The 17,674-nt window shown below is 65.7% G+C and carries 18 protein-coding genes; 4 read left to right on the forward strand and 14 right to left on the reverse strand.

Annotation, left to right across the window (positions count from 1 at the left end):
- Positions 1 to 18: 18 nt before the first annotated feature.
- From ggt to HNE05_RS01280, 7 genes are all read right to left on the reverse strand, one after another.
- Entirely contained in the window at positions 19 to 1,692 is a 1,674-nt protein-coding gene (gene ggt, locus HNE05_RS01250; protein ID WP_173211274.1) for a gamma-glutamyltransferase, read from the reverse strand.
- An 82-nt stretch (positions 1,693 to 1,774) separates the two neighbouring features.
- Positions 1,775 to 2,026 carry a YfhL family 4Fe-4S dicluster ferredoxin gene (locus HNE05_RS01255; protein ID WP_173211276.1) on the reverse strand — a complete coding sequence of 84 codons (252 nt, stop codon included), beginning with the start codon at positions 2,024 to 2,026 and terminating at the stop codon, positions 1,775 to 1,777.
- A gap of 122 nt (positions 2,027 to 2,148) precedes the next feature.
- The gene (gene coaD / locus HNE05_RS01260; RefSeq protein WP_173211278.1) at positions 2,149 to 2,628 is read right to left on the reverse strand and encodes a pantetheine-phosphate adenylyltransferase; all 480 of its coding nucleotides are present in this window, start codon (positions 2,626 to 2,628) and stop codon (positions 2,149 to 2,151) included.
- Between the two features lie 273 nt (positions 2,629 to 2,901).
- Positions 2,902 to 3,288: a phosphopantetheine adenylyltransferase gene (locus HNE05_RS01265; protein WP_173211280.1), complete on the reverse strand. Its 387-nt coding sequence runs from the start codon at positions 3,286 to 3,288 to the stop codon at positions 2,902 to 2,904.
- An 8-nt stretch (positions 3,289 to 3,296) separates the two neighbouring features.
- The gene (locus HNE05_RS01270; RefSeq protein WP_173211283.1) at positions 3,297 to 4,889 is read right to left on the reverse strand and encodes a GMC family oxidoreductase; all 1,593 of its coding nucleotides are present in this window, start codon (positions 4,887 to 4,889) and stop codon (positions 3,297 to 3,299) included.
- A 32-nt stretch (positions 4,890 to 4,921) separates the two neighbouring features.
- Complete coding sequence (locus HNE05_RS01275; RefSeq protein WP_173211284.1) at positions 4,922 to 5,473, reverse strand: twin-arginine translocation pathway signal protein; 552 nt, start codon at positions 5,471 to 5,473, stop codon at positions 4,922 to 4,924.
- Between the two features lie 21 nt (positions 5,474 to 5,494).
- Positions 5,495 to 6,925, reverse strand: coding sequence for a coniferyl aldehyde dehydrogenase (locus tag HNE05_RS01280; RefSeq protein WP_173211286.1), 1,431 nt, complete (start codon positions 6,923 to 6,925; stop codon positions 5,495 to 5,497).
- 143 nt (positions 6,926 to 7,068) lie between these two features.
- Here HNE05_RS01280 and HNE05_RS01285 point away from each other — a divergent pair, with 143 nt between their 5' ends.
- On the forward strand, positions 7,069 to 7,731 hold the full coding sequence (locus HNE05_RS01285) for a TetR/AcrR family transcriptional regulator (protein ID WP_173211288.1): 663 nt from the start codon (positions 7,069 to 7,071) through the stop codon (positions 7,729 to 7,731).
- A 26-nt stretch (positions 7,732 to 7,757) separates the two neighbouring features.
- Here the strand turns inward: HNE05_RS01285 and HNE05_RS01290 are convergent, their stop codons facing one another.
- From HNE05_RS01290 to HNE05_RS01320, 7 genes are all read right to left on the reverse strand, one after another.
- Positions 7,758 to 8,924, reverse strand: coding sequence for a nucleotide sugar dehydrogenase (locus tag HNE05_RS01290; RefSeq protein WP_173211290.1), 1,167 nt, complete (start codon positions 8,922 to 8,924; stop codon positions 7,758 to 7,760).
- 12 nt (positions 8,925 to 8,936) lie between these two features.
- Entirely contained in the window at positions 8,937 to 9,086 is a 150-nt protein-coding gene (locus HNE05_RS01295; protein ID WP_173211292.1) for a hypothetical protein, read from the reverse strand.
- A gap of 288 nt (positions 9,087 to 9,374) precedes the next feature.
- Entirely contained in the window at positions 9,375 to 10,367 is a 993-nt protein-coding gene (locus tag HNE05_RS01300; protein ID WP_173211294.1) for a hydrolase, read from the reverse strand.
- A 165-nt stretch (positions 10,368 to 10,532) separates the two neighbouring features.
- Positions 10,533 to 10,769: a hypothetical protein gene (locus HNE05_RS01305; protein ID WP_240008796.1), complete on the reverse strand. Its 237-nt coding sequence runs from the start codon at positions 10,767 to 10,769 to the stop codon at positions 10,533 to 10,535.
- A gap of 1 nt (position 10,770) precedes the next feature.
- On the reverse strand, positions 10,771 to 11,358 hold the full coding sequence (rsmD, locus tag HNE05_RS01310; protein WP_173211296.1) for a 16S rRNA (guanine(966)-N(2))-methyltransferase RsmD: 588 nt from the start codon (positions 11,356 to 11,358) through the stop codon (positions 10,771 to 10,773).
- Positions 11,358 to 12,833, reverse strand: coding sequence for a M16 family metallopeptidase (locus tag HNE05_RS01315; protein ID WP_173211298.1), 1,476 nt, complete (start codon positions 12,831 to 12,833; stop codon positions 11,358 to 11,360). Before HNE05_RS01315 ends, rsmD begins: the two co-directional genes overlap by 1 nt.
- Positions 12,830 to 14,197, reverse strand: a complete 1,368-nt coding sequence (locus HNE05_RS01320; protein ID WP_173211300.1) for a M16 family metallopeptidase — start codon at positions 14,195 to 14,197, stop codon at positions 12,830 to 12,832. Before HNE05_RS01320 ends, HNE05_RS01315 begins: the two co-directional genes overlap by 4 nt.
- A gap of 138 nt (positions 14,198 to 14,335) precedes the next feature.
- On the opposite strand from HNE05_RS01320, the gene ftsY reads away from it, so the two are divergent.
- From ftsY to ftsX, 3 genes are read left to right on the forward strand one after another with little or no spacing between them, the layout of a single operon-like run.
- On the forward strand, positions 14,336 to 15,955 hold the full coding sequence (gene ftsY, locus HNE05_RS01325; RefSeq protein ID WP_173211302.1) for a signal recognition particle-docking protein FtsY: 1,620 nt from the start codon (positions 14,336 to 14,338) through the stop codon (positions 15,953 to 15,955).
- Positions 15,952 to 16,620 (forward strand): cell division ATP-binding protein FtsE, encoded by a 669-nt coding sequence (gene ftsE, locus HNE05_RS01330; RefSeq protein WP_160076924.1) that lies wholly within the window; start codon positions 15,952 to 15,954, stop codon positions 16,618 to 16,620. Before ftsY ends, ftsE begins: the two co-directional genes overlap by 4 nt.
- The gene (gene ftsX / locus HNE05_RS01335; RefSeq protein ID WP_173211304.1) at positions 16,620 to 17,627 is read left to right on the forward strand and encodes a permease-like cell division protein FtsX; all 1,008 of its coding nucleotides are present in this window, start codon (positions 16,620 to 16,622) and stop codon (positions 17,625 to 17,627) included. The genes ftsE and ftsX overlap by 1 nt, the downstream gene beginning before the upstream one ends.
- Positions 17,628 to 17,674: the final 47 nt, after the last annotated feature.

The following is a 17,674-nucleotide window of genomic DNA, read 5'->3' on the forward strand; positions in this document are numbered from 1 at the left end:
TTTTTTGTGGCTGCCCGATTATTCCCACAACTGTGCCTGGCCGATGCCGCGCGGGTCGCTGGCCGCTTCGACCTTGCCGTCAGTCTTGTGCCAGAGCAGCACCTGCTGGTTGCCATAGCGGCGCTCCAGCTTCTTCAGCTGGTAGCCGCGCATTTCCAGGGTGCTTATCTGGCTGGCGCTGAAGGCGTTCGGCTCGTGCTCGATGACATCCGGCTGATACTGATGGTGGTAGCGCGGGCGGGCCGGCCACTCGCTCACCGGACGCTCGTCCAGATAGTCGAGGATCGCCAGAAGCACCATGCTGGGGATGCGGCTGCCGCCTGGCGTACCGAAGGCTGCCAGCTCGTCCGCACTCTCGATAAAGGTTGGGCTCATGCTCGACAGCGGGCGCTTGCCGGCGGCCACGACGTTGGCCTGGCTGCCGCTGAGACCGTAGGTGTTGCTGCCTTGCGGGTCGGCGGCGAAGTCGTCCATTTCGTTGTTGAGCAGGATGCCGGTGCCGGGCACGGTGAAGGCCGCGCCGAATGGCAGGTTGATCGACAGGGTGGCGGCCACCGCATTGCCGTCGCGATCCAGTACGTTGAAGTGGGTGGTGTGGTCGCCTTCGCGCCAGCTCGGCGCCGCTGGCAGGCTGACGCTGGGTGTGGCGTTCTGCAGCTCGATGCCTTTGGCCAGGCGCTGCAGGTACTCGGGAGCCAGCAGCTGGGGCAGTGGGTTATGCACGAAGTCAGGGTCGCCGAGCTGGCCACGGTCGCGATAGGCGCGGCGCAATACCTCGACCACGTAATGGCTGCGCTGGATCTCGCCGGCCTTGCGCCACGGCAGCTGCTGCAGCATGGCCAGGCTCTGCGCCAGGGCCACGCCACCGGCGGAGGGCGGTGGTGCGCTGATCAGCTCGCGGCCGTCAGCCAGCGGGTAGCGCAGTGGCAGGCGCTCGACGACCTGGTACTTGGCCAGGTCGCGGGCACTCCAGATGCCGCCGGCAGCGCGGACCGCGGCGATCAGTTTCTGTGCGGTTTCCCCGCCGTAGAAGCCGGCATGGCCGTCACGGGCCAGGCGTTCCAGGGTACGCACCAGGTCCGCCTGGCGCAGCAGGCCGAATTCGGCAGGGATTCGCCCCTGTTCAAGGAAGATCCGCGCGCTCTCTGCGTCGGCTTGCAGGGCCTGCAGGCGCCACTCGGCACGCTCGCGATAGACCCGGTCGATGCCGACCCCGTCACGGGCCAGGCGGATGGCCGGTGCCAGCGAATCGCGTAGGGGCAGCTTGCCATAGCGCTCGGCCAGCACCACCAGCGCGGCGGGTAGCCCTGGAATGGCGGCGGCCAGCGCACCGTTCAGCGACAGTTCGCGCTGCACCTGGCCATCGCGTCGGTAGAGATCGGGATGGGCGGCCAATGGGGCGCGCTCGCGGGCATCCAAGAAGCGATAGGTCGGCTGCTCGCCGGACTGGCGCAGGAGGAAGAAGCCGCCACCGCCCAGGCCCGAGCCGTAGGGTTCGACCACCGCCAGCGCGGCGCTGATGGCCACGGCGGCATCGAAGGCATTGCCACCCAGGGCCAGGGTTTCCAGGCCGGCGACGGTGGCGGCGGGGTGCGCAGTGGCGACGGCTGCTTGTTGCGGTGCAGTGGCGGCCTGGGCGCCCAGCGCAGAGATCAGCAGCAGGCTAGCCAGCAGGCGGATCGGCAAAGTCATGGCAGGGAAGTCTTGAGTGGGATTGCAGTCTGCCCGCATCCCGCGGGCCCTCGGTCACTCAGTATGGACGCTCAAACCGGGATCAGGCCTTGCCGGTAATGATCAGGTACTTCTGCATCAGTTCGTCCTTGCTCTCGACATGGGCTTCGTCGAGGGGGATGCAGTCCACCGGGCAGACCTGCTGGCATTGCGGTTCGTCGTAATGGCCAACGCATTCGGTGCACAGGTTGGGGTCGATCACGTAGATCTCCTCACCCTGGGAAATGGCGGCGTTGGGGCACTCGGGTTCGCAGACATCGCAGTTTATGCAGTCGTCGGTGATCTTCAGGGACATGGAACAACTCCTGCCGTGGCCATGGCCGCGACATTCTTAAGCAAGTGAGGGGGAATTGTGCCGGATTGGCGGGTTGTACGCCATGCGCGGAGCGACCTGTGGCCGCCCCGCCCGTGTCGGTCTCAGAGCGGGAAACGCTGAGCCAGAGCTTCGGCCACTGCCGGGTGGACGAATTTGCTGATATCGCCACCGAGGGCGGCGATTTCGCGCACCAGGGTCGAGGAGATGAAGGAGTACTTTTCCGAGGGGGTGAGGAACATGCTTTCCACGTCCGGCGCCAACTGGCGGTTCATGTTGGCCAGCTGGAACTCGTACTCGAAGTCGGAGACCGCGCGCAGGCCGCGCAGGAACACATTGGCGCCCTGTTCCTTGGCGAAGTGTGCGAGCAGGGTAGAAAACCCCATGACCTCGACATTCGGCAGGTGTTTGGTGACTTCGCGGGCCAGTTCGACGCGTTGCTCCAGGGGGAACAGCGGGTTCTTCTTCGGGCTCGCAGCCACTGCAATGATCACGCTGTCGAACAGGCGCGCGGCTCGCTCGACCAGGTCGCCATGGCCCTTGGTGATGGGGTCGAAGGTGCCCGGGTACAACACTCGATTCATCGCATCGTCCTGTTCGGAGCGGTAGGAGTCGCGGATGGTAGCGCAGCAGGTCGCCAGGGCCAAGCCAGTGGACTTAGAACCTGCTTACGGGCTTCTGAATTAGAGCCAGACAAGGCGCAACGACCAACGGGAGTAACAGCCGTAGGCTGGCCCGAAGGGTGAGCGCCAGCGAATCAAACGGCCGAGGAAGCGGAGTTTACGGGCTGTAAATGAGCATTCCGAGGCCGTTTTTAACGCGGTATGGCCGACAGTCAGGAGTTCGTAAACAGGTTCTTAGCCGGAGAGGGTGCGGCCTTGCCAGAGGTGCAGGGCGAGTGCCGGCAACAGGCAGGCTAGAGCGATCCAGTCGGCCAGCAGCACACGGCGCACGGCCGCGTTGTAGCCGGGCTCGCCCCAGGCCAGCAGGAGAAAGCTGAGTACGCTGAGCAAGCCGGCGCCCAGGGCCAGTGGCCGCAGCCCCGGGAGAAACGCGGCGGTCGCCAGCAAGGTGCCGAGCAGGCCGAACAGTACGGCGCGGTGGCGCATCAGCAGTTGCAGGTTGGTTTCGTCCAGCGTCAGGCCGTACAGGCTGTTGAGCCGCTCGCCACCCAGCACGCCGGCCAGCGGCAGCAGGTGGATGACAGCGGCGACCAGCAGCAGGGCGGCGATCAGCTTGTTCATGGGCGGCCTCAGGCCTTGAGGCGTTCAGCCAGCAGCGTGGCAAGTTTGGCGGTGAGGCCGTAGATCGACAGCTGCGGGTTGGCGCCGATGCTGGTGGGGAACAGCGAGCCGTCGTGGATCGACAGGTTCTCCAGCTGGTGATGGCGGCCCAGGCTGTCGGTGACTGCTATGCGCGGGTCTTCACCCATGGCGCAGCCGCCCATCACGTGGGCACTGCCCAGGCGGGTGCGGAACAGCGCCAGATCCAGGCGGTCGATCAGGCTGCGCGCCTCGGCCAGGCTTTTCACGTAGTCGGCATCGGCGTGCAGCGGCAGCACGGCCTTGGCGCCGGCGGCGAACTGGATCTCGGCCATGCTGTGGAAGGCCCGGCGGATGCCGTCCCAGGTGTAGTCGGTCATGCGGTAGTCGAGCACCGGCGTGCCATCGCCGCGCAGCTCCACCGTGCCTTCGGCACTGTCCGGGTGGAAGCCGTCGCGCATCAGCGCCAGCATCACGTTGGTGTGCGGCAGTTGCTCCATGCGCAGGGCGTTGTCGACGCCGAAGCGGCCGAGCATGGTGGCGGTAATCGCCGGCTGCAGCGGCGGCACTTCGAGCTTGTAGGACATCTGCCCGGTGGCGCCGTCCGTCCACTGGAAGTGGTCGGAGTACACCGATTGCGGGGCGCCGTAGAAGGGGTTGATGACCTGTTCGAACTGCGCTGCGGAGAAGTTCACCACGTGCAGGAAGGTACGCTTGCCCGCGCGCTCATGCGGGTCCGGCGCCTGCGAGCGCAGCAGCAGGGCCGGGGTGTTGATGCCGCCGCCGGCCAGCACGTAGTGGCGCGCCTTGACCATGATGCGGCGGCCATTGGGCGCCACGCTGCGTTCATCCATCCCTAAGCATTCCAGGCCGGCGACGCGCTCGCCGTCGAACAGCAGGCGTTCGGCACGCGCCAGATAAAGCAGGCTGCCGCCCTTGTCCAGGGCCGCCGGGATGGTGGTGACCAGCATCGACTGCTTGGCGTTGACCGGGCAGCCCATGCCGCAATAACCGAGGTTCCAGCAGCCGCGCACATTGCGCGGGATGATCTTCCAGGCATAGCCGAGCTTGTCGCAGCCGGCGCTGATCACCGCGTTGTTGGCGTTCGGCGGCATGGCCCAGGGAGCGACGCCCAGGCGCTGTTCCATCTGCGCGAACCAGGGGGCCATCTCTTCGGCGCCATGGCCTTTGACGTTGTGCGCCTCGGCCCAGTGCTGCAGGGTCGGCTCCGGGGTGCGGAAGCTGGAGGTCCAGTTGACCAAGGTGGTACCGCCTACCGCCCGGCCCTGCATGATGGTGATGGCGCCGTCCTTGCTCATGCGGCCGATGCCTTCCTGGTACAGCTGCGGGTAGGCATCGGCCTCCTGCATCTTGAAGTCGCTGCTGGTCTTCAGCGGGCCTTCTTCGATCAGCAGCACCTTGAGCCCGGCGGCACTGAGGATTTCGGCGGTGGTGCCGCCGCCCGCGCCGCTGCCGACGATGGCCACGTCGGCTTCCAGCAGCAGGTCTTTTTCCAGGCGCGAGCCGTCGTAGGTGACCCAGCCTTTGGCCAGGCCTTCACGGAAAATGTCAGGTACGGGCATGTCGATTCTCTTGTTATAGGGCGTGCACAGGCTTACAGCGCGTACGGCGGCGGGCCGGGATAGCCGCAATGGCCCCAGGACTCGGCGCGCGAATACCAGGCCATCTGCACCAGTTGCAGCAGCGAGGCGTGGCCCATGCGCAGCAGGTCCAGCGAGCTGTTCTGCCAGCGATCGAGGAAGTGGCGGATGTCGGCCGCGCTGGCATTTTCCCAGCTGCCCCAGATGCCGGTCAGCGGGCCGCGGGTCACCGCCATGGCCTGTACGTCGAACAGCTGCACGGTCAGCTTGAGCAGTTCCGGCGACAGGTAGCTGAGGCTCAGGTCGATGCTTTGCAAGGTGCCTTCGATGGCGGCCGGCATGCCGTCGGCGGGCACCGCGCCCTCCAGCACCACCGGAATCAGCGCGCGCAGGAATGGCATGTCGCTCGCGCGCAGCACCTGGAAACCGCTGGCCGGCACGCTGGCCGAGCAACCGCTAAGGGTGGCAGTGACGCCGGCGGTGGCGAGGACGGCCGTGCCGAACAGGCCGATCTTGAGCAGGCCGCGGCGCGACAGCTGCGGCGCGGCGAGGGAGGTGTCGTTCATTGTTGTTTTCACCCCGGTGACTTAGCGCACGAACAGTTTGTTGATCAGTTTCTGGATGCCGGTGCCATAGGGCGGGTAGATGAACTTGGCGGCGTTGAAGCGCTGCTTGATGAACACACCCTTGGCCTTGCTGAAGGTCAGGAAGCCTTCGTGGCCGTGGTAGTGGCCCATGCCGGAAGGGCCGATGCCGCCGAACGGCATGTCGTCCTGGGCCACGTGCAGCAGGGTGTCGTTGAGGCACACGCCGCCGGAGTGGGTTTCGTGCAGCACGCGTTGCTGCTCGGCCTTGTCGTAGCCAAAGTAGTACAGCGCCAGCGGGCGCGGGCGGTCGTTGACGTAGGCGAAGGCGTCCTCGATGCGCTGGTACGGCACGATCGGCAGCAGGGGGCCGAAGATCTCGTCCTGCATCAGCTTCATGTCGTCGCTGACATTCAACACCAGGCTGTGGCTCATGCGCCGGCCCTGATCGTCGCCGAGCAGCGGGATGACCTGCGCACCCTTGCTTTCGGCGTCGCTGACATAGCCCTTGAGGCGGCTCAGCTGGCGCTCGTTGATGATCGCGGTGTAGTCCGGGTTGTTCGCCAGCGTCGGGTAGAAGCGCTGCACCACGCTGCGGTAGGCGGCGATAAAGCCTTCCACGCGCTCCTGCGGTACCAGCACGTAGTCCGGTGCCACGCAGGTCTGCCCGGCGTTCATGGTCTTGCCGAAGGCGATGCGTTCGGCGGCGTCCTGCAGTGGCACGTCGGCACTGACGATGGCCGGCGACTTGCCGCCCAGTTCCAGGGTCACCGGCACCAGGTTGTCGGCAGCGGCGCGCATCACGTGTTTGCCGATGCTGGTTGCGCCGGTGAACACCAGATGATCGAAGGGCAGGCGGGAGAACGCCTGGCCGACGTCGGCCTCACCCAGCACGACGCTGACCAGGTCGGCGGGGAAGACCTTGGCCAGCAGGTCCTTGACCAGCTGTGAGGTGGCCGGGGTCGACTCGCTCATCTTGATCATCACCCGGTTGCCGGCCGCGAGGGCGCCGATCAGCGGGCCGAAGGCCAGGTACAGCGGGTAGTTCCACGGCACGATCACGCCAACCACGCCCAGTGGCTGGTACACCACCTTGGCGCTGGCCGGCTGGAAGGCCACGCCAACACTGCGCCGCGATGGTTTCATCCACTTGCCCAGGCGTTTGCTGGCGTAGTCGACGCCGTGCAGGCTGGGCATGATCTCGGCCAGCAGGGTTTCGCTGGCTGCGCGGTTGCTGAAATCACTGGAGACGGCATCGATCAGTGCCTGTTGCTCGCTGAGGAGCTGTTCGCGCAGGGCCTTGAGCCAGGCGCGGCGCTGCTCGGCCGCGGGCATCGGGTTGCTGCGATAGGCGGCGCGCTGGGCGCCCAGCAGGGGTTCCAGCTGGTTGATCTGTTGCTGGCTCTGCTGAAGGTAGGCGATATCGGCAACCATGAAGGTATCCTCACGAGGTGGAGTGAAAAGACAGATGCCATTTCTAGAGTAATTGCTCTAAAGTGTCAAATAGTCTGCTGCCCGGTCGTCAGATGATCCGCAGCCCTGTACTTTTACTTTCTTTCCGCCTGTCGAACCAAACCATGGCCCCGAAGAACAAAACCCGCGAGCGCATCATCGAAGCCAGCCTGGAGCTGTTCAACGCCCAGGGTGAGCGCAGCGTGACCACCAATCACCTCGCCGCGCACCTGGGGATTTCGCCGGGCAACCTGTATTACCACTTCCGCAACAAGCAGGCGATCATCGCCGAGCTGTTTGCCCAGTACGAAAGCCGCGTCGACATGTTCCTGCGCCGCCCCGACGGGCGCGCGCTGACGGTGGAGGACAAGACCTTCTACCTGGAAGCGCTGCTGGCGGCGATGTGGCACTACCGCTTCCTCCATCGCGACCTGGAACACCTGCTGGAAACCGACCCCGAGCTGGCCGCGCGCTACCGGGACTTCGCCCGCCGCTGCATGGCCAGCGCCACCTCGGTATACAAAGGTTTCGTCGAAAGCGGCATCCTGGACATGAATGATGAGCAGGTCGAGGCGCTGACCTTCAACAGCTGGATCATCCTCACCTCCTGGGTGCGCTTCCTCTGCTCGATCCGCAGCAACCCTGGCGACCTCAGCGAAGAGCTGATGCGGCGCGGTATCTATCAGGTGCTGGCGCTGGAAAGTGGTCACGTCAGCCCAGCCGCGCGCCCGGCGGTGACGGCCCTGCTGCAGCGCCTGCATGTGCCGCTGGAGCAGGTGCTGGGCTGAGACGGGGTGCCCGTCAGGTAGGCCTGCTAGTCGCAGCCAAACAGATCGCGGGTGTAGACCTTCCCGGCCACATCCTGCAGGGCCGCAGTCATGCGGTTGCTGAGAATGACGTCAGCCTCGCGCTTGAACTGCTCGAGATCGCGGATCAGCAGCGAGCCATCGTATTCGGCCTGCTCTAGCGTCGGCTCGTAGATCAGGATCTCGATGCCTCTGCTCTTCAGGCGTTGCATGACGCACTGGATGCTGGAATCGCGGAAGTTGTCCGAGCCACTTTTCATGATCAGGCGGAAGACCCCGACGGTGCGTGGCTGGCGCCTGAGGATGTCCTCGGTGATGAATTCCTTGCGCGTGCTGTTCGACTCGACAATCGCGTGGATCAGGTTCTGCGGGATGTCGCGGTAGTTGGCCAGCAGCTGCTTGGTGTCCTTTGGCAGGCAGTAGCCGCCATAGCCAAAGGATGGGTTGTTGTAGTGATTGCCGATGCGCGGGTCGAGGCCGACGCCTTCGATGATCTGCCGGCTGTCCAGGCCATGGGTGGCGGCATAGGTGTCCAGCTCGTTGAAGTAGGAAACGCGCATGGCCAGGTAGGCATTGGCGAACAGCTTAATGGCCTCGGCTTCCGTGGCGTCGGTCAGCAGAACCGGCACGTCCTGGGTGATGGCGCCCTGTTGCAGCAGGTCGGCGAACACCTGGGCGCGGCCGGAGCGCTCGCCGACCACGATGCGTGACGGGTGCAGGGTGTCATGCAGCGCGCGCCCTTCACGGAGAAACTCCGGCGAGAAAATGAGCTGGTCGCAGCCCAGCCGCTGGCTGGTTTTCAGGGTGTAGCCCACCGGCACCGTCGACTTGATGACCATGACCGCGTCAGGGTTGATGGTCATGACGTCGTCGATCACCGTTTCGATGGACTGGGTGTTGAAACAGCCGGTCTGCGGGTCGTAGTCCGATGGCGTGGCGATGACCACGTAATCTGCCCCGGCATATGCGTCTTGCTTGTCCAGAGTGGCGCGGAAGTTGAGTGGTTTGTCGCGCAGGTAGCGCTCCAGCTCGGCGTCGGCAATCGGTGATTGCCGGCGGTTGAGCATTGCGACCTTGCGCGCGTCTATATCCAGGGCGACCACTTCATGCTGCTGGGCGAGCAATACAGCGTTGGACAGGCCGACGTAGCCAAGACCGGCAATAGCAATCTTCATCAGGCACGCACCTCAGTCACGAAACCGTCCGAGCAGACCGGTCAGAAAGCCCCTCGGCGTTGCCGGCAGGATCCGCACACAGGTTTTCCTGGCGCCGAACAGGGCGTATCGGCGGCGCTTGGCGATCTCGATCGACAGGTTGCGCCGTTGTCCGTCGAGCATGCTGAGGTTGTCTGTTTGCAATCGGATGACAAAGGCCTGGTGGCGTGTCCTGTGCGTTCGTTGGCAGCGCAGGTCTTTCCAGCTGCTGTCCGGCTCGTGAGCAATCGGTGGATTTGACTGCTTGGCTGAAGACTGCCGGCAGTGCTGGGCTGAGATTACCGCAGACGCTGCGCATGTGGATTCAGCACTTCTGAAAGTGTGAGCTGAATGACCTCTGCACGTATCAAGGAGGCAGGCTGCGCCGCTAGAGCCGGTGTGGCATGGCACTTGACCAGGTCTAGCCGGCCTTCAGTTCGCAGGCTGGCGTCCGGCCAGCCAGAGGGGAATGCGCCGCTCCAGGTAGTAATCAGGCTGGCGCAATGAGCCGCCGATAAAACCGACATGACCGCCGCGCGCATGCAGTTCCAGCTGGGTGCTGGCTGACAGTTCGTGAGCTTGCGGCACGCTGTGGGGGAAAACGAAGGGGTCGTCGCTGGACTGGATGATCAGCGCGCGCGTACGAATCCGGTCCAGGTAATAGCGGCTGGAGGCGCGACGATAGTAGTCGTCGGCATCGGCGTAACCGTGCAGCGGCGCAGTGAAGCGCCCGTCGAAATCCCAGAAGGTGCGCATGCCCTCCAGTGGGCCGAGAGCTTCCAGCGCCGCCAGGCGCTCGTGGTGGCCTTCATCGACGAAGCGTTGCTGCTTGTCGCGCACATAGGCGACCAGGGCGCGCATGAAGTGCGCCTGGTAGACCTTGGAGAAGCCGCGATCGATGCGTTCGGCGCAGTGATCCAGGCGAAAGGGCACGGAAACCGCCACGGCGCCCTGCAGGCCGGAGTCTTCGCCGCTTTCGCCGAGGTACTTGAGCAGCACATTGCCGCCCAGCGAATAGCCCACCGCATACAGCGGCGCCAATGGGCGCTGGGCCTGCAGGTGTTGGATTACCCGCGCCACGTCTTCGCTGACGCCGGAGTGGTAGCCGCGTGGCAGCAGGTTCGGTTCGCCCGAGCAGCCACGCCAGTTCAGCGCCACGCTGGCCCAGCCCTGGGCCGCTAGCTGCTGTTGCAGGCCGAGCACGTAGTGCGAGCTGGAGGAGCCGGTCAGGCCGTGCAGCACCAGTACCAGCGGCGCACTGGCTTCGTGCGGGCCATGCCAGTCGAGGTCGAGAAAATCGCCATCGTCCAGCCACAGTCGTTCGCGCTGGCGTTGCAGCAGCGGCGCGTGACGGCACAGCGAGCCCCAGAGAGTCTGCAGGTGCGGATTGCCTAGCCACCAGGCGGGTTGGAAGTCGTTGTTCATCGGCGGTTATGCGGGCTTAAAACGTCAGGCTAGAGCGTGGCGGGGTAAAACAGAAGCACCATTGGCCGGGCGAATGGTACAGGGCCTCGGTAGGGTGGATCGCGCTTCATCGATCCACCGAGCGGCGCTCTGGTGGATGAGCAAGGCGTCATCCACCCTACGGGCTTAGCGGCGGGTGTTGAGCCATATCTTGCGGACAGCGAAGACGAGGAGCAGCGCGGCGATCATCCGCTGCACCGTCAGGCCCAGAGTCAGGCCTTCCGATGGTTCCCAGAATCTGCGGGAGGCGGCAAAGCCGATTTCCTGTTCGGCCAGCAGCAGGGCCAGAGCCAGGGGCGCCAACAGCAGGTAGGGCAGATTGGCGTAGATGAAATCCTTCACGGCGCTGGCCTTTTCCGCCATGTCAGCCGCGTTGCCACAGCGCGTAATACACCTGGCCGGCCTTCTGTTCGCGGTGCAGGCGCCAGTTACCGGGCAGGGCCAGGGTCGAGGGCGCTGCTTCGCTTTCGGTGTAGACCCAGGCGTCCTTGGCCAGCCAGCCTTTCTCTTCCAGCAGGGTGCAGGCCGGCTGCAGCAGGTTCTGGCCGAACGGCGGATCGAGGAAGACCAGGTCGTAGGGCGTGGCTGCCTGGTTTTCCAGGTGCAGCAGGGCGTTGGTTTGCAGCAGCTGGCCATTGCTGCATTTCAGCGTGGCCAGGGTCTGGCGTAGGCTGGCGATGGCGCTGTGGTTGCTGTCCAGGGCCAGGGCGCTGCTGGCGCCGCGCGACAGGGCCTCCAGGTACAGCGCACCGCTGCCGGTGAAACAGTCCAGCACATGGGCGCCGGCGACATAGGGTGCCAGCCAGTTGAACAGCGTCTCGCGCACCCGGTTGGGGGTCGGGCGCAGGCCGTGGGCCATGGGGAAGCTGAACTGGCGACTGCGCCACTCGCCGCCAATGATGCGCAGTTGGCCGCTGCCGGTGTCTTCGTGTTTGGGGCTGGGCTTGCGCATCAGTGCTCCGGGATGCCTGCGGGTGGCGCGGCAGGTTTGTCAGTGGGCGGCGGCAGGTCTTTCTGCGCCACGGTCGGGCCGGCGGTGACGATCACCAGGGCCTGCGGGTCGAGGTGCTTGGCCATGGCGGTTTTCACCTGTTCCACGCTGAGGCTCTGCACCTGGGCCATGAAGTCTTCCAGGTAGGTCAGCGGCAGGTCGTAGAAACCCATGGCGCCGAGCTGGCCGACGATATCGGCGTTGCTCGCGGTGGACAGCGGGAAGCTGCCGGCCATTTCGCGCTTGGCGTCATCCAGTTCCTTCTGCGTCGGGCCGCTGGCCAGGTAGTCGCTGAGCAGGTCCTGCACCAGCTTGAGGGTGCCGGCGCTCAGTTCGGCACGGGTCTGCAGGTTGATCATGAACGGCCCGCGCGCCTGCATGGCGCTGAAGCCGGAGTACACGCCGTAGGTCAGCCCGCGCTTCTCGCGCACTTCCTCCATCAGCCGGGTGCCGAAGCCGCCGCCACCAAGGATCTGGTTGCCCAGGGTCAGCGCGGCGTAGTCCGGCTCGCGGCGGTCGATGCCGAGCTGGGCGATCATCAGGTGAGTCTGCTGAGACGGGAACTCGATATGGCTGAGGCCGGGCTTGGGCATCTCGGGTTGGGCGATCTTGGCCAGCGCCGGGCCCTTCGGCAGGGCGGCGGACACTTCGCTGGCCATGGCTTCGGCTTCGCTGCGGGAGAGGTCGCCGACCAGGGCGATCACCACGTTGCCGGCCGCGTAAGCCTGCTGGTGGAAGGCGCGTAGCTGGGCGGTGCTGATGGCCGGGACGGACTGCTCGGTGCCTTCGCTCGGGTGGGCGTAGGGGTGGTTGCCATACAGGCGCTCGAACAGTTGCAGGCCGGCGAGCTTGCCCGGGTTCTGCTTCTGGTATTCGAAGCCGGCCAGCAGCTGGTTCTTGATCCGCGCCAGCGAGTCCTCGGGGAAGGTCGGTTGGCCGATCACCTGTTCGAACAGTTTGAGCGCGGGCTCGCGCTGCTCTTTTGCGCTCAGGCTGCGCAGGCTGGCGATGGCCATGTCGCGGAAGGCGCCGTTGCCAAACTGGGCACCCAGGCTCTCGAAGCCTTCGGCGATGGCGGTGACGTCCTTGCCCGGTACACCCTCGTTGAGCATGCCGTTGGTCAGCGCGGCCAGGCCGGGTACGCCGTTGTCCTGGCTGCTGCCGGCGGCGAAGGTCAGGCGCAGATCGAACATCGGCAGCTGGCGCGCCTCGACGAACAGCACCTTGGCGCCTTCGGCGGTCTGCCAGGTCTGGATCTCCAGCTGGCGGCGGCTGAGGGCCTGGCCATCGAGGTTGGCCAGGGATTCCAGCTGGGCGCTTTCGGCAACCTCTGTGGGCGCCTGGGCGCTGCGGCTGGCGATAAAGGTCAGCAGGCCGACCAGCAGCAGGGTGACGAGGCCGACGATGGCGTAACGCATGCCGTTGCGTTCAGTCATGGCTGGGTTCCTTCAATGGCGGCTTGCTCGGGCAGTACACGGGCCACGCTCAGGCGGCTGCGGGTGAAGTAGGTTTGCGCGGCCTTCTGGATGTCGGCGGCAGTCACCGCCTCCAGAGCGGCGAGATCCTGGTCCATCAGGGTCCAGGACAGGCCGACGGTTTCCAGTTCGCCGATGGTGGTGGCCTGGCTGGTGATCGAGTCGCGCTCGTAGACCAGTCCGGCGATCACCTGGGCGCGCACTCGCTGCAGTTCCTCGGCGCTCGGCGGGTTGCGCTTGAGGTCATCAAGTTGGCGCCACAGGCCGGCTTCCACTTGCTCCAGGGTCTTGCCCTTCTGCACGTTGGGGGTGGCGCTGAGGATGAACAGGCTGTCGCCACGGACGAAGGCGTCGTACCAGGACGACGCGCCGGACACCAGTTCCTCGCCGCGTTCCAGGCGGGTCGGCAGGCGGCCGCTGTAGCCGCCGTCGAGCAGGGCGCTGATCAGGCGCAGGGCGTGCACCTCGCGCACGTCCTTGGCGGTGGCCAGTCCGGGCACGTTGAAGCCGTAGAGCAGGCTTGGCAGCTGCGTCTTCACATGCAGCTTGATGCGTCGCTCGCCGGGTTCGGCCAGCTCGCGCGGGGGCTTGGCCGCCGGCACGGGGCGCTGGGGGATGGCGCCGAAGTAGTGCTCGGCCAGCTGCTGCACTTCGTCCTTGCCGACATCGCCGACCACCACCAGGGTGGCGTTGTTCGGCACGTACCAGGTCTGGTACCAGGCGCGCAGCTCCTCGACGCTCATGCGCTCGAGGTCGGCCATCCAGCCGATGGTCGGCGTGTGGTAGCCGCTGGCGGGGTAGGCCATGGCCTTGAAGCGCTCGTAGGCCAGAGCGCTGGGCTTGTCGTCTGTGCGCAGGCGGCGCTCTTCTTTGATCACCTCGATCTCTCGGGCGAACTCGTCGGCTGGCAGCTTGAGGCTGGCCAGGCGATCGGCCTCCAGCTCGAAGGCCACGGCCAGGCGATCACGCGACAGCACCTGGTAGTAGGCGGTGTAGTCGTCACTGGTGAAGGCGTTTTCCTCGGCGCCGAGCTCGCGCAGGATGCGCGAGGCCTCGCCGGGGCCAAGCTTGCGGCTGCCCTTGAACATCATGTGCTCGAGGGCGTGGGACAGGCCGGTCTGGCCGGGCGTCTCGTAGCTGGAGCCGACCTTGTACCAGAGCTGTGAGACCACCACGGGGGCGCGGTGATCCTCGCGGACGATGACTTTGAGTCCGTTGGCCAGTTTGAATTCGTGGGTCGGCTGGCTTTCGGCGGCGTGCAGGGCCAGTGGCGCGCACAAGGCAGTCAATAGCAGGCCGGCGCAGCGGCGGGCGAGTCGATTCATTGATTTGGAACCTGTCAGACAGCCCGGGCGGTCGTACCGCCGGCGGGCGAAGAGGTGCTAGGATACCGCATCCTTTTCCGGGGCGGCGCAGTGGCTGTTGCAGCCTGTTGCGCGGCTCATTTGAGATACAAACGACCCATGTTTGGTTCCAACGACGACAAGCAGTCGCCAGCCCCGGCTGGCAAGGCTCCGGCCGAGGCCGGGGAAAAGAAATCACTGTTCGGCTGGCTGCGCAAAAAGCCGGACGAACTGACGCCGGCGGCACCCAGCGCAACTACGACAGAGACTACGGCCCCGGCTGCGCCTGTCGAAGCGTCGACTGCGGTTACTGCGCCGCTTGTGCCTGTCGTCGAGCCGGTAGCTCCGACTGTGCTGGCCGAGGTTCCTGCAGCGCCAGTTGTCGTCGCTCCGGTCGAGCCACCAGTGGCCGCACCGCTCGTCGAGCCTGTTGCTGCACCGGTAGTGGTGGAAGTCGCCGTAGTGCCACCTGTGGCCCCGGTCGAGCTACAGGCCTTCACTCCGCGGTTTGAGCCCGTTGCAGCTCCTGCGCCGGTCGAAGCCGTCCCCGCGCCGGTTGCCGAGGTGCCGGCCAACATTGCGCCCGAGTCCAGCGTCGTCGCAGCGCCCGTTGCGCCAGCTTCTACGCCCGTTACCGCCGCTGCTCCCGCTGCCGGCGAGCCCGCCAAGCCGGCCTTCTCGCGGTTCCGCATCAATGCCGGCGCCGAAGTTACCCATGCCGTGCACGAGCCGGTGGCCGAAGTCATCGTCGTGCCGGTCGAGCCCGAGCTGGCGCCGCAACTGGAACAGAACAAACCTGGCGACAACCAGGGCGGCTGGTTTGCCCGGCTCAAGGAAGGCCTGTCGAAGACCAGCGCCAGTCTGGGCGAGGGCATGGCCAGTCTGTTCCTCGGCAAGAAGGCGATCGACGACGACCTGCTCGACGAACTGGAAACCCGCCTGCTGATGGCCGACGTCGGCGTCGAGGCGACCACCGCCATCGTGCAGAGCCTGACCAAGCGCGTGGCACGCAAGGAGCTGGCCGACAGCGATGCGCTGTACAAAGCGTTGCAGGAAGAACTGGCCGGCCTGCTGGCGCCGGTGGAGCAGCCGCTGCTGGTCGACAGCAGCAAGCAGCCCTACGTGATCCTGGTGGTCGGCGTGAATGGCGTGGGCAAGACCACCACCATCGGCAAGTTGGCCAAGAAGCTGCAGGGTGAGGGCAAGAAAGTCATGCTCGCCGCCGGCGACACCTTCCGCGCCGCTGCGGTCGAGCAGCTGCAGGTGTGGGGTGAGCGCAACCAGATCGCGGTGATCGCCCAGCACACCGGCGCCGACTCCGCCTCGGTGATCTTCGACGCGGTGCAGGCGGCCAAGGCCCGCAACATCGACGTGCTGATCGCCGACACGGCCGGGCGCCTGCACACCAAAGACAATCTGATGGAAGAGCTGAAGAAGGTCGGCCGGGTGATCGGCAAGCTGGACGACACGGCGCCGCACGAAGTGCTGCTGGTGCTGGACGCCGGCACTGGGCAGAACGCCATCAACCAGACCAAGCAGTTCCACCAGACCGTGCCGCTCACCGGCCTGGCCCTGACCAAACTGGACGGCACCGCCAAGGGCGGGGTGATCTTCGCCCTGGCCAAGCAGTTCGGCCTGCCGATCCGCTATATCGGCGTCGGTGAGGGCATCGACGACCTGCGCACTTTCGTCGCGCAGGACTTCGTCCAGGCCCTGTTTGCGGAGAAGGAGCGCGCATGATTCGCTTTGAGCAGGTCGGCAAGCGGTATCCCAATGGCCATGTCGGGTTGCACGAACTGAGTTTCCGCGTGCGCCGGGGCGAGTTCCTCTTCGTCACCGGCCACTCCGGCGCCGGCAAGTCGACCCTGCTGCGCCTGCTGCTGGCGATGGAGCGGCCAACCACCGGCAAGCTGCTGCTGGCCGGGCAGGACCTGTCGACCATCACCAATGCACAGATCCCTTTCCTGCGTCGGCAGATCGGCGTGGTGTTCCAGAACCACCAGCTGCTGTTCGACCGCAGCGTGTTCAACAACGTCGCCCTGCCGCTGCAGATCCTCGGCCTTTCCAAGGAGGAGATCAGCAAGCGCGTCGGTGCGGCGCTGGAGCGCGTCTCGCTGTCCGACAAGGCCGAGCAGTCGCCGGCCGACCTGTCCACCGGTCAGCAGCAGCGCGTCGGCATCGCCCGCGCCGTGGTGCATCGCCCGGCCCTGCTGCTGGCGGACGAACCCACCGGTAACCTCGACCCGCGCCTGGCGGCCGAGATCATGGGCGTGTTCGAAGACATCAACCGTCTGGGCACCACGGTGCTGATCGCCAGCCACGACCTGTCGCTGATCGCGCGTATGCGCCACCGCATGCTGACCCTGCAACGCGGCCGCCTGATTGGCGACGGAGAGGCCAGCTGATGAGCGAACAACGCAACCCCAAGGCCGCCGAACGGGTCGGCGCGGTCAAGGCCAAGGCCGACAAACCGGTCGATCACGGCCCGGATTTCTCCACCCTGCTGCACGCCTGGCTGGAAAGTCACCGCAGCAGCCTGCTCGACAGCCTGCGCCGCCTGGCCCGCCAGCCGATTGGCAGCTTCTTCACCTGTCTGGTGATGGCGATTGCCCTGTCCCTGCCAATGGGCCTGTCGCTGCTGCTGGACAACGTCGAGCGTCTCGGTGGCTCCTGGCAGCGCGCGGCGCAGATTTCCCTGTACCTCAAACTGGAAACCAGCGATGCCGCCGGCCAGCAACTGCGCGACGAGATCGCCGGCATGGGCGATGTGGCCAGCGCCGAGTGGATCAGCCGCGAACAGGCCCTGGCCGACTTCCAGCAGCAGTCCGGCCTCGGCGAGGCCCTGCGCGAGCTGCCGGACAATCCGCTGCCCGGCGTGGTGGTGGTGACGCCCAAGGAAGTCGACAAGCCGACCCTGGAAGCGCTACGGCAGAACCTTTCGGAAATGCCCGGAGTGGAGCAGGCGCAGCTCGACCTGCTGTGGGTCGAGCGCCTGTCGGCGATCCTCAAGCTCGGCGAGCACTTTGTCTTCGGCCTGACCCTGCTGCTGGTACTGGCCCTGCTGCTGGTGATCGGTAATACCATTCGTCTGCATATCGAGAATCGCCGCAGCGAGATCGAGGTGATCAAGCTGGTCGGCGGCACCGATGGCTATGTGCGCCGGCCCTTCCTCTATATGGGCGCGCTGTATGGCGTCGGCGCCGGCCTGCTGGCCTGGGCCGTGTTGGCCTTCGGTCTGGACTGGCTGAATGACGCGGTGGTGCGCCTGGCCGGCCTATATGGCAGTGATTTCGCCCTGGCCGGGGTGCCGACCGATGACGCGCTGTCGCTGCTGCTCGGCGCGGTGCTGTTGGGCTATATTGGCGCCTGGCTGGCGGTGGCTCGACACTTGAGTGAACTCGCGCCAAGATAGTAAGTGTCTGTTTTTATTGTATTTTCTAGACTGTAAGGGAACTTTTC

Source organism: Pseudomonas campi (assembly GCF_013200955.2).
In the GTDB taxonomy this organism is placed as follows: domain Bacteria; phylum Pseudomonadota; class Gammaproteobacteria; order Pseudomonadales; family Pseudomonadaceae; genus Aquipseudomonas; species Aquipseudomonas campi.